The following is an 11,739-nucleotide window of genomic DNA, read 5'->3' on the forward strand; positions in this document are numbered from 1 at the left end:
CGCGGCCTCCTTCTGGCGTTTCTATATCAAGTTTCCCAGCATTTTTCCAAAAGTTCCCGGCATCTCTGCTGAATTTCTCCAGTTTCTGTCACAGTTAGGTCACGGTCATTTCCAGTAATCTTATCTTCCAGAAAGTTGGCGTATGTACCCAACAAAGCGTTCCGTAAATCCTCCGGGGTTTTCTGTATTTCAGCGCTGTACCAGTCATTCCGGTGGGGTTCCCATGCCATCAATGTATAACCGTGGCTGGTCTGAACCACCTCATACAGTGGATCATCATCCAGATATGCCTGAAACACTTTCAAAATCTTTTCAAAGGTCAGCATTTCCCGCACCTCCCATTCAGCTGCAAATCAGTTCCCTGATTAAAATTTCCTCAATCTGTGCCGTTAATGTGTTCATCAACCCCACCCAACGCATAGGGTCACAGGCTTTCAGTTCTTCCGTGACACCCGCAGTCTCCATCATGTGAGGCAACATGGTTTCCACACGCCCCTGTGCTGTCCGCTCAATCTCTAACAGGTGTGGATACAGCTTCTCGCTCATCAGCAGATGGTTGTAGAGAATGGGGCGATGTTCCTTTAGGTAGGATTTTCGCATTCTGCCGTACTTGCCGATAGAAGTTTCCGGCTGTTCAGAAAGTTTTAGGTTGGGTATATCATAATCTCCACAACGAATGTAAGTCAACTTACTCATATTCATTCTCCTTTGCTTCGTGATGATTAGACTGCTGCGCTGGCTGCTATGCTGCCTTTGCGCGGTTCTTCTTTTGGTAGCTGACCGATAGTAGAAAAAACACCTTTTTTCATATCCTCAGCCCGGATCAGGGCTTTCTTAGCGTCCATTTCCGCTTTTTTCTTCGCCTTGATTTTGTCCTCATACCGTTTCTGTGCACCGCTGGCTTTCCGCTTCAAATAGTTCTGATGGAGCCTGTCCTTGCGTTCTTCTTTTTTCCGCAATTCTTCCTGTTCCTCTGGAGTTAAAGGAACCGGCTGTAAGGATGGCGGGATATAGCGTCCTAAAAAATTGAAGTGGATTTCAATTTCCTGCGTGGTGTCCTGGGTGCCTTTTCGGGCGCGTTCGTGGACAAGGATTTTCTCTACAAACTCGTTGAGCATGGTGTTTGTCAGAGTGTCAAAATTCTCGTACTTATCAATCAAGGCTATAAATTTCTCCGCTGATTTCTGGCTTTGCTCGTAGCCGGTAACAGCCTTTTCCAGCTCCGCAATTTCAATCTCAAGTGCGTCCTGCTCTTTGGCATACTGTGCATCAAGTGCCCTATATCGTGCATCCGGCAGCTTGCCGAGGGCGTTGTCCTCATAGATTTTGCAAATCAGTTTTTCCAGTTCTCCGGATCTCTTTTGAGCAGCGGCCAGACGCCTGCGCTTTTTCGCTATATCGGCACTCTGTTGGGCAACCTGCGTTTCCTGAACGGCGTGAATAAATTCCGTCCGGTCATTTTTGGAATATTCAGCGATAGCCCGGAGCGTGTCAGAAACCAATGTCAGGATAGCACTCTCATTGATACGGTGTTGTGTAGGGCATAGTGTCCCACACGGAACTTTGGTATAATTGGAACAGGTATATTGAGAAATCCGCTTGCCATTGTTGGTGCGGTGGACATACATCTTGCCGCCACAATCGGCACAATAGAGCAAACCTGTGAGGGGAGCCGCTTCGCCCCAGCCGTTTGGATAACGCCGTACATTGCTGCGGATTTTCTGCACCATATCAAAGGTCTGCTGGTCGATAATGGCTTCATGGGTATTCTCAAAGATCGTCCATTCGTCCTCAGAAACATAGTGGCTTTTCTTGTCCTTAAAGTGTTTGCGGGTCTTGAAATTGATGGTATGCCCTAAATACTCTCGTTTTTTCAAAATGTTCACGATGGTAGATGATCCCCATCCATAGGGGTCTTTGACCGGCTTTGAACGGTTCACACCCTCGTTGAAGCGGGCAAGGTGTACGACAGGAATTTCAATCCGGTCTGTGGATAGTTTGCAAGCAATCTGATAAGGCCCATATCCCTCCAGCGTGAGGGAAAAGATACGGCGTACCACTTCGGCGGCTTCTTCATCTACCAGCCAATGCTCCCGCTTTTCGTCCCATAAGTAGCCGTAAATCACGGTGCCTGTCAGGTGCTTACCACTCATGCCTTTTGACTTAAACACAGAGCGGATTTTCCGGCTGGTATCACGGGCGTAAAATTCATTCATGATGTTGCGGAACGGGGTAAAATCGTCATCACCTTTCAGACTGTCTACACCGTCGTTGATGGCAATCAGACGAACACCACGCTGCCGCAAAACCTCCATAACCTGACCGACCTTCAGATAGTCGCGTCCTAACCGGCTCATGTCCTTGATGACGATTGCCTCTACACGCCCTGCCTCCACTTCCTCCATCATCGCCAAAAATCCGGGGCGGTCAAACCGGGTGCCTGAGATACCGTCATCTGTAAAATGCGTAGGATTTGGCAGCCCGTTCCGGCGAGCAAAATCCTCCAACATCTGTTTTTGGTTGGATATGGAATTGCTCTCGCCCTGTAACTCATCGTCCCGGCTCAGGCGCTCGTACAGTGGGGTGATTTTTTCGTTTCTCATAGCTGTACCTCCTGAAACAAAAATGCTCTAAGTGATTGCTTCACTAACCATGACAAAATCATGATTAAGAAGTCACTTAGAGCATATATCACCCGCCGCCAGCTTGTATTTCTTGTACTGCCGCACAGCGAAGTGGTTTGGCTTTTCCGATTCCAGTGCATCAAACATCAGGTCTACAGGATTTTTGAACTCCTCGTCATCCTCCCGGACTTCCATGGCGTTGATGAACTCGATGAGGGTGGAGAAGTTTTGCTCCTCCACCGGAGCTTCATAGTGGATATATCCAATCAACGCGCAATACAGCAATGTTTCCGCCTTGACCCAGAAATCGTCTCCGGCCTTGCCTTCGCCTTTGGTATTGGCGATCAGCGTTGTTACCAGCTTCAAGATGTCCTTTTCGCTATGGATATAGGCGAAAGGGTTATAGTGCATGGACTTCTTGAAGTTGATGGTATTTAGGACCTTGATTCGGTACGGCTCATAAATGACCTTGCCGTGCTTATCCTTCATGGGCTTTCCGTCCTTCCCCAGCTTGGGCGCACCCCTTTGGAGCATTTTTCCGCACTCCACCAGAATTGTTCCCTTCGGGTCCGTCACAACATAGGAGCTGTGCATCTGCATCAGGTTGGGTTTCAGCCAGAATCGGGTCTTACCGGAACCGGAGCCGCCAATCACCAGTACATTTTTGTTTCTGGCAGTCTTGGGGTCCTTGGGGCGGCTGTTCATGGTCAGGCTCTCCGTTTTCGTCAGAATCACATTGTTCTGAAATACAGGATCAACGTAAGGTGCAATATCCTCACGGGTTCCCCATGAAGCGTTTTGTCAAGTGCTTTTTTGAGTTATTGACGCAAATTATCGTGAAAGTGCGAAAGTGCAAAGTGCAAAGGGTCTGCGTTTTGCACTTTCAGCTTGCGGGTTCGGGTGGCTGCTTCCTCTTGATGAAGTTGTACCATTGACCGCCGACACGCCTTGCGCCTAAAATGCCGCCCATGTTGCGCTTGGCGTTCTGTACCGTCCTTTCGGATATTCCGGCTTCGGCTGCGGCTTTTACAATGTCCTCGCTGGCAAGCTCTTTCCCGTCTGCAAGCAGGTCAAGTATCAGCCTTTCGGCTTGCTCGGTCTTGGTGGCGGTGTTGCCGCCCGCGCCGGACAGCAGCTCGTCGGCGGTTATATCATATTCGCCTATCCACGAAAAGCCCGTTTCCGGGTCAAGGCAAAAGGCAACGGGCTTGCCCTCCGGCGCAAGGGAAGATTTGTCATGGACGATAACGCGCACATTCGGTTCTCGCTTCACGCGCCCGATCAGCAGGACGCTCCTTGCTGCGGCGCGGAAGTCGATAGAACCTAAGCCCCGGTATGCGCTCTGCCCTCCGGCAGCTTTGTTGAGATGTCCGATAAGGATAACGGCGCACCCGGTACGCTCGGCAACATCGGCAAGGCGGCGGAACATGGGGCGCACTTCGTTTGCCCGGTTCATGTCGGTTTTTTCGCCCATGTACGCCTGTATGGGGTCAAGGATAATCAGCCGCGCCCCGTTCTGCGTGATTGCCTTTTCTATGCGCTCATCGGAGAGGGTAAGCTCCCGCTTGGCTTCATCAATCACAAGCACCCGGTCAAGGTCTGCGGCGGCTTCTATCAAGCGTGGCTTGACGGTATCGCCCAGCCCGTCCTCGGCGGTCTGGTAAATTACTTGGAATGGCGGCAAGGGCTTCATTCCCGGCAGCGTTCCCCCGGTGGTGCAGGCGGCGGCAAGGCGTAGGGCAAAGGTGGTCTTTCCCTCGCCGGGATTGCCTTGCACAATGGTTACTTTCCCAAAGGGGATATACGGCTCCCATAGCCATTCAACGGTCTGCGTGTCAACCTCGCTCATGCGGATAATCTCAACGGTTTCTTCCTGCGGCGGCTCTTTCAAGCCGTAAATCGCTTCCCGGATATACTTCCCGTCCGCGATTTCTCCCCGGCGCGTCTGCACCTCGTTCCAATCTTTGAAAAGGGGAATAAGACGGTGGACGGTCAAGCCCTCCGGCATAAGCTCCACAAGGCGGCTGCAAGCGTCGCTTCCGGCTTGGTCGCTGTCAAGGCAGAGGTAAACGGTCTTGATGTTCGGACGGTCAGAGAGAAAGCGGAGCAGGGCTTTTTCTCCCACGCCGCCCAGTGCAAGGTAGCTTTGTTTCTGCCATTCCTTTTTGAACAGGCAGAGGAAAGATAACAGGTCTAGCGGGGCTTCAAAAACAAACAATCTTTCGCCCTCGCCCCGGTAGCAGAAGTTAAAGGCTTTGTCGCTGCCTTTCACATCAAGCCGGAAGCTCCCGGCTGTGCCGCGCTGGTGGGCGTAGCGTGGTACTCCGTCCTCGTCCCGCCCTACGAATACGGCGTTGTGGTGGGCGGCTTCCTCGTAAATATCCCCGGTGGCAAAGAAAAAGCCCGTCACATCTTCATCAATGCGGCGGGCGGCTGTGAGGTAGTTCCTCGCTGTTCGGTTGTCGGGGCTGCGGGGCGGCAGTCGGAAGTCAGAAAAGGACGCGGGGGTTGGTCTGTCCGGCGGCGGGGCTGCACCTTTTTCTCCTGTCAGCAGTTCAACGGCTTCGGTAAAGCTCTTTCCGTAAAACTCCATGACAAAATCAATGGGTGCGCCGCCCTTACTCTGGCTGTGCCTGTACCATTTGTTTCCCCGGACGGTCAAACTGTCGTGCCGTTTCCAACGGTATTCCTGTCCGGCGCGGGTAAGCTGCTCGCCCCGTCCTTGCAGAAAAGAAACAAGGTCGGCTTGGTTGGCGCGGTCTATCTGTTCTTGGGTGTAATACATGGTTAATACCTCTCTTTCTGTGGTTGAATTGTTCATAGTTTTGAAGTAAAATAAAGTCAACAAACTTGAATTTGACAAAGGAGTGTGATTGTATGAAGAAGTTGATAACACTTGTCTTAGCATTAGTTTGTGTGTTAGGTTTGGTCGGTTGCAATCAAAAGGCTGTTAGTGCTTCAGAAGTGTATTCTTTCCCCGAACCTACAACAATGATTACAGTGTCTTTCTACTCACAAGGAGAAGAAACTGCATTTGAAATTGGTTCAGAGGAATATGACTCCAATGATTTATCTACAACCCCTGTTATTAACTGGTTCTATGATTTGAAGCTGACTGCTTGCGATGAGCCAGAAGCAGTAGAAGGCTTGGAAAGTTATGAATTCTATGTGAAAGGTGAAAGTGCTTTTACCTACGAAGATAGAGGTAGCGAAGCATATATTATCATTGGTGGGAGCTACTACAAGGTAAGCAATCCTTCTGCTCCACCGATTAACTAACCCAATTCCAGTTTATCGGAAAGTGTTTAGGACGGACAGGCAAAACCGCTTGCCCGTCCTTTTTCTTATCGCTCCTGTTCATGCCGCTTGGTGCGGTTCTGCGTCTGCTCCGGCTGGTCGGCGCGGAGTGCAATATCCACACACCTGCGGATTTTTTGAAGCTCGGCAACCTCGGCGCGGGTCTCTTTCAGCGTGTCATATTCCGCTTCCCGCTGTGCTTTGAGGGCAGTATATTCTTTCTCCCACGCGGAGATCGGCAGGGTTTTCACGCCCTCCGGCAAATGGGCATGGAGATAGCGGTTTGCCGCGTCCCATAGGGTAAGCTCGGCGCGGCGGGCTTCCGCAAACTTCTCCTGTTTTCCTTTCCAGCGGATTTGCCGATACTCGTCCTGTATGGGCTTGTAGGTCTGATAATTTCTGCCGTACTCCATGAGTTTTTGCAGTTCTTTCATGCGCTGCTCTGCGGTTTTCATTCCCTCCCGGATTGAATAGGCTTTATCACTGACAGAGGAAAGAGAAGCGTCCAGTTCATCAAGATTAGAGATACCATGCTCGGAAAGATAGTTGACCGCTGCCGCTATGGTTTTCAGTTCGTCGGCTGTGTGCTGTTGTTGCCAACGCTGCGAATACTTCCGGCTCTTTTCTCTCTGAACGCTCAAATACTTCATCAACAGATTTGCAAGGTTGGGAGATTGCGGCGGCTGTTCCGGGGCGGTTTCCCGCGCTTTGAACAGGTCGGCAATCCATTCCTTGAGCTTGCTAATCTGCGCCCGGATTTCCCGGATAAGGCGGTTTGTCTTTTGAATACTGCGGTTCAGTTCGCCTTTCTCGGTGGCGATACCTTTCTTCTCCATCTGGCAAGCCGCCACGCCCATGTGGACGGTGGGTATCTCGTCAATGCCGCGCTCGGCGTTGCTGCGGTGGTCGATACGCTCCGGGCTTCCGTTCCTCTCCAAAAAGTCGTTGGTAAAGTCAGCCCATGCCTTGCGCCACAAGAGGGTGTTGTCTTTGTCGTTCCAGCCTGTGAGGTCAACCTTGTGCGTCTTATATCTGCCGCTTGGCAAGTGGATACGCTCGCCGTTTTCGTCAAGGTCATATTCCTTTTTGGATTTCGCCGCCCATGCTCCGCGCTCGTCAAGGGGGCGCATAGTCAGCATGATATGACAATGGGGATTGCCGCTGTCGGTGTCGTGAATGGCGTAATCGACGCACATTCCTCTGGAAACAAATTGAGAGGAACAGTATTCCCGGACAAGCCGGATCTGTTCCTCTCTGGATAATTCTGTGGGGAGCGCCGCGTCAATCTCTCTGGCAAGCTGGGCGTTCCCGGCTTTCTCGTAAAGCTCCACGCTGTTCCACAAGGTTGAACGGTCAGCGAACGAGGGCGGTGCGTGGGGCGGCAACATGATTTCTGTATGGACAACGCCGCCTTTGCGAGTGTAGTCATGGGTCATTCCGTCCCATTCGTTTGTCAGCTTTTCGCCGCTTCGGTAGGCGGCTGCGGCAACGGCTGATTTGCCTTTTCCTCGGCTCACAATACCGATGTTCCAATGGTAAATGGCTATGGGTATCACCTCCCGGATAGGATAATAAAACCCGCAAAAATGGTACAGACGCCAACGGCGGGTGTACTGTTTTTGTGGGTGTGCAGGGATAGCCGCGAAGCGGCGCAAGGGGTGCAGCCCCTTGTTGCGGCAAAGCCGCCATATCGGAGCGCGGGATAAAATCCCTGTGCGGAGACAAGCCCTCGGCAGAGCGCACACGCCCGTAAGGGTGTATAAGTGCGCCCTTAGTTCCTAAGGGATTTTCAGCTTGTCGCTCCCTCTGCTCGTTTTTTCAGATATTCCCGCGCTGGTTCACTCGTCAAGGCAAGCCGGAGAAGCGCGGCGGCTTCCTCGTCAGTCATGTTCTTTGCTTCCGGCACAATGCTTTCAAAGACTGCGCCCCGGACGATAAGGCGGTGGCTGCGCGTTCTGCGTTCTTCTTTGGATAGCTTCTGACGCAACATCTTTTCCCGGTTCTCAAACTGCCGGATTTTCTTCTTTCCGTCCTCAATCTCGGCTTGCAGCTCCTCACGGGTTTTCTCTCTCGGTTTTGTCATAGTTGGTCGCTCCTTTCTGCCTGTCGGCGTAGAAAAAGGACAGTCGATTTCTCGGCTGCCCTTTTGGATGGGTATTAAGTTTTATTGTGTGCTGTTTTATCTTACCCTTATTGTTTTGACACTTTACTTAAACGGGATATTTCATCATCATTATTCAATAATCGTGTTGATAGCAGACTGTACCGCTTTATATCTCCCCTCATTTGAGTGTGCCGCTAAACAGGTAATTAAATATGCTTTTCCATCTTTTTCATACAGAACAACAATGTTATAGGAAGATGCCATTGTTCCTGTTTTCATTCCTTTAACATTTGCATTATAGTACGGTGAATTTTCATCTAAAAATTCATTTGTATTTTTCCATGTAAATTCACCTTGCGGAGTTTGAATTGAAAATTCGCTTTTTCCAATACATTCTTTAACAAAATCGTAGTTAAGGAGCTTCAACGCTACGCGGTTAATGTCATCTAAATGAGAGTCAGCTTGCATAGACGCGCCACTTGGGTCATTATATAAATTTGTTTTGGAATAGCCTGCTTCGATTAAATACTCACTAAGTTCTGTCATGAAATAATCTATATATTCCGTTGCTGTATAACCTTCGCCTAATTCGTTTTTAGCGATATGATATGCCAACGCATAGGCTGCGTCATTTCCGGAAGGAACAAGCATAGCCTCCATGATTTGTTTAACTGTGTATTCCCCAGCATACAGATTTGCTAAAGATGAACCCACCGGAACAAGTTCTAATACCTCTTGATTTACTTCAACAATATCTTCCAAATCTACTTTTCCCAAAGCATAATCAATGGCAAATAGTTTTGCCAAACTTGCTACTGTGGGAAGTTGGCTATCGCCCTCGTAAAATAAATATTCCTCCTGTTCAATATCATAAACAGAAAATGAAAGAGCGTCCTGCGGAATGTTAAGCTCGTTCGTACTTAGTTGAAAATCAATTTTTTTATAGATGTCCTTTAAGAAATCAAAACGATAAATCCCTGTTTTGTGTAGCCCAATTACTGCAACAAATGCTATAAACAACACTGTTACAAAAGCTATTATCTTTTTACATTTTCTATGCTTCTTCATATTTTTTCTCCCACGAATTTATATCTGCCATTCTGTGCCTTTGAGAAAAGTATAGCACAAGAATATGAACAAATCCACATTATTTCAACAAGTTTGTAGTGCTGTTTTCTCTGGCATATCGCCGCGTTGCTTCCCGTCGTTCCTCGCTGTATGGGGCGGTCAGACGGAAAGAGAAGCGCCCCTTGCGGATTTCAAACTCCATGCAGCCCGTTTCGGGGTCTGCGTCGGTCTGGCGGCACTGGTCGGGGTGCTGTCTGGCGTAGGCGGCAAGCCGTTTCTTCAAGTCGGTGTTGTGGGTGCGGATATGGATTAGCGGGTCTTTCTCGTCAAACCAAATATCGGTGGTCTTTTCCTGCTTCGTAAGCCCTGTTCTCATAAACTCTCCTTTCTGCGCCCCTGTTACGCAGTAGGGGCATTTTTCGGGTGTTTTTCCCGGCTCTTGACTTGGGGAAAATGAGGATTTTCAAATAGAAACCGCCCGGACAGGGAATGGTTCGTCAGGGCGGCTGTTATCGCAAGATTTCTGTTTTTTCCGGCTCTTGACCGTCAGACGCGGATAAACGCGAGCTGTCGGCAAGCACCAGTTTGAGCAGCTTGTCGCGGAATGTTTCTGTGCTGCTGTGATTGAAAAACAACTCCGCAACAATGGTCTGCCCGTTCCTCTGGGTCGTGATGATGCTGTCGGGGGTCTGTTCTGCCATAGGCGGCTCCTTTCTTTGGGCGCAAAAGAGGGATTTCCCGTAGTTCGGAAAATCCCTCTTGGTTGACGGTTATTCTGTTTTACTGTGCGGGCTGTGCGGCGGCTGCCTGCGCCTTTCTCTTTGCCCGGTATTCCCGCGCTTTCATGCGGTCATACTCCCGCTGCTTTTCAAGGTTTCTCGCCCGGTACTCCCTTGAATACTGCCGGTGGTAGGCGCGGCTCTTTTCCTTTTTGGCTTCTTCGATTTCCCCCCGCATTTGCTGGATTTCCTGCTCGGTCGGCTCTGCAAGCTGTGTCACTTCGTTCTCAAACTTGCCGATATAATTGAAATATATGCTGATGTGCTGGATTGCGTATCTCGCCCTTTTCTGGTCGCGCTCATGCACTTCAATCCGGCTGATAAACTCGTTGAGAATGGCGGGGGTAAGCTCGGTAAAGGCAGCATGGCGTTCCGTCAGCTTCAAAAACTTCTGCGCCCGTCCTCCCGCGTTCTCATAAGCGGATAGCTGCTCTTGGAGCGTGGCAAGCTCCGCTTTCAGCGTGTAGTATTCTTCTGAATACTTCTGCGACATCTGCTCATAGCGGTCTTGTGAGATCGCGCCGAGGGCGTTGTCCTCATAGAGCTTGTTCAGCACCTTGTCAATCTGTTCAAGGCGCGTCGTGATTTGCGGGATACGCTTCTGCTGTTTCTTGGTCTGGTTGGTCTGCTGCATGGCAAGGTTCTTTTTCACTAAGGCTTCAAACTCCGCCCGATTGCTGATAGAATAGTCCTCGATTTTCTTCAGCACTTCCGCGATGGTCTGCATGAGCAAGTCCGCGTCCATGATGTGCGGGGAATGGCATTTGGGGTTCTTGGCTTTTCCCTTGTGGTACTCGCTGCAAAAAGCAACATGCCGCTTGCCGCCGTTCCGGTAATCTATACGAATGTGCATTTTTGCGCCGCAGTCCTTACAGAAAAGCAAGCCGGACAGAGGGTGGATTTCCCCGTCCCCGTTGGGGCGTCTGACGGGTGCGTTTTCCAAAATCCGCTGTACAGTTTCAAAATCGCTGCGGCTGATAATCGGCTCATGCACATTTTCTGTGATGTGCCACTGGCTCCGGTCTACATAGTGGTTATGTTTATCCCGGAAATGCTTTGTAGTCTTGAAGTTGACTACATCGCCGCAATACTCCTGCCGTGTGAGGATATGGGTCAAGGTGGCTTTGTTCCACTTGCAGCGGTTATCCTCATTGAGCGTCTTATTTTTACAAGTTCCCCTCCCTCGGTCTTTCATGTAGAAAGTGGGGGTTGGGATTTGCTCCTGTGTCAGATGCACGGCGATTTGGTTGCGGTTTTTCCCGCCGATAAACAGACGGAAAATCAAACGGACAACCTCGGCGGCTTCCTCGTCGATTATCCAAAAATCCTTGTTGTCCGGGTCTTTGACATAGCCGTAAGGGGCTTCGGTGACAATCGGCTTTCCACTCATGCCTTTGGTCTTAATGCCCGTTTTCACTTTCTTGCTGATGTCCTTTGCGTACCACTCCGACATGATATTGATAAAGGGCGCAAACTCCAATGTGTCGGGCTTCTCGCTGTCTATCCCGTTGTTGACCGCGATAAAACGCACATTGTTCCGTCTGAATATCTCCATCGCGTTGCCTACTTGGAGATAGTCGCGCCCCCAGCGGGTAAGGTCTTTCATAATGCAGACACCGATTTTCCCGTTTTCCACATCGTCCATCATGCGGGAGTAGGCGGAACGGTCAAAAAACCTGCCGCTTTCGTCATCGTCGATGTAGTGCCGGATATTGGTTAGGTGCTGCCCTCTGGCATAGTTCTCCAAAAATATTTTTTGGTTCTGTATGCTGTTGCTTTCGCCGCCGTCCCTGTCCTCGTCGCCTACGGAAAGGCGGGAGTAAAGGGCTGTAATTTTGCTATAATCAGTCATGTGCATAACCTCCTG

Annotated in this window: 11 protein-coding genes and 1 pseudogene; 1 reads left to right on the forward strand and 11 read right to left on the reverse strand. The window is 50.1% G+C overall.

Annotated features, from left to right (window positions below; genetic code table 11):
• Positions 1-26: 26 nt before the first annotated feature.
• The 5 genes and pseudogenes from DWX26_RS13360 to DWX26_RS13380 form a co-directional block, all read right to left on the reverse strand.
• Entirely contained in the window at positions 27-326 is a 300-nt protein-coding gene (locus DWX26_RS13360) for a hypothetical protein (protein WP_112091023.1), read from the reverse strand.
• Positions 327-342: 16 nt separating this feature from the next.
• Positions 343-696, reverse strand: a complete 354-nt coding sequence (locus DWX26_RS13365; protein WP_112091024.1) for a TnpV protein — start codon at positions 694-696, stop codon at positions 343-345.
• Positions 697-722: 26 nt separating this feature from the next.
• Positions 723-2,603, reverse strand: coding sequence for a recombinase family protein (locus DWX26_RS13370; protein WP_112091025.1), 1,881 nt, complete (start codon positions 2,601-2,603; stop codon positions 723-725).
• A 90-nt stretch (positions 2,604-2,693) separates the two neighbouring features.
• Positions 2,694-3,422: pseudogene (locus DWX26_RS17280) on the reverse strand (type IV secretory system conjugative DNA transfer family protein); the annotation flags it as partial.
• Positions 3,423-3,507: 85 nt separating this feature from the next.
• Positions 3,508-5,409, reverse strand: coding sequence for an AAA family ATPase (locus DWX26_RS13380; protein WP_008982222.1), 1,902 nt, complete (start codon positions 5,407-5,409; stop codon positions 3,508-3,510).
• Positions 5,410-5,501: 92 nt separating this feature from the next.
• Here DWX26_RS13380 and DWX26_RS13385 point away from each other — a divergent pair, with 92 nt between their 5' ends.
• Positions 5,502-5,903, forward strand: a complete 402-nt coding sequence (locus DWX26_RS13385; protein ID WP_020989420.1) for a hypothetical protein — start codon at positions 5,502-5,504, stop codon at positions 5,901-5,903.
• 65 nt (positions 5,904-5,968) lie between these two features.
• Here the strand turns inward: DWX26_RS13385 and mobQ are convergent, their stop codons facing one another.
• From mobQ to DWX26_RS13415, 6 genes are all read right to left on the reverse strand, one after another.
• Positions 5,969-7,477 (reverse strand): MobQ family relaxase, encoded by a 1,509-nt coding sequence (gene mobQ, locus DWX26_RS13390; RefSeq protein WP_008982220.1) that lies wholly within the window; start codon positions 7,475-7,477, stop codon positions 5,969-5,971.
• 233 nt (positions 7,478-7,710) lie between these two features.
• Positions 7,711-8,004, reverse strand: coding sequence for a DUF3847 domain-containing protein (locus DWX26_RS13395; RefSeq protein WP_008982219.1), 294 nt, complete (start codon positions 8,002-8,004; stop codon positions 7,711-7,713).
• Positions 8,005-8,154: 150 nt separating this feature from the next.
• The gene (locus tag DWX26_RS13400; RefSeq protein WP_008982218.1) at positions 8,155-9,093 is read right to left on the reverse strand and encodes a serine hydrolase; all 939 of its coding nucleotides are present in this window, start codon (positions 9,091-9,093) and stop codon (positions 8,155-8,157) included.
• A gap of 79 nt (positions 9,094-9,172) precedes the next feature.
• Positions 9,173-9,469: a hypothetical protein gene (locus DWX26_RS13405; protein WP_008982217.1), complete on the reverse strand. Its 297-nt coding sequence runs from the start codon at positions 9,467-9,469 to the stop codon at positions 9,173-9,175.
• Between the two features lie 133 nt (positions 9,470-9,602).
• The gene (locus DWX26_RS13410; protein ID WP_006060444.1) at positions 9,603-9,794 is read right to left on the reverse strand and encodes a transposon-encoded TnpW family protein; all 192 of its coding nucleotides are present in this window, start codon (positions 9,792-9,794) and stop codon (positions 9,603-9,605) included.
• A 79-nt stretch (positions 9,795-9,873) separates the two neighbouring features.
• On the reverse strand, positions 9,874-11,724 hold the full coding sequence (locus DWX26_RS13415; protein ID WP_330410145.1) for a recombinase family protein: 1,851 nt from the start codon (positions 11,722-11,724) through the stop codon (positions 9,874-9,876).
• Positions 11,725-11,739: the final 15 nt, after the last annotated feature.

The organism is Blautia sp. AF19-1 (assembly GCF_003479155.1).
In the GTDB taxonomy this organism is placed as follows: domain Bacteria; phylum Bacillota; class Clostridia; order Lachnospirales; family Lachnospiraceae; genus Fusicatenibacter; species Fusicatenibacter saccharivorans.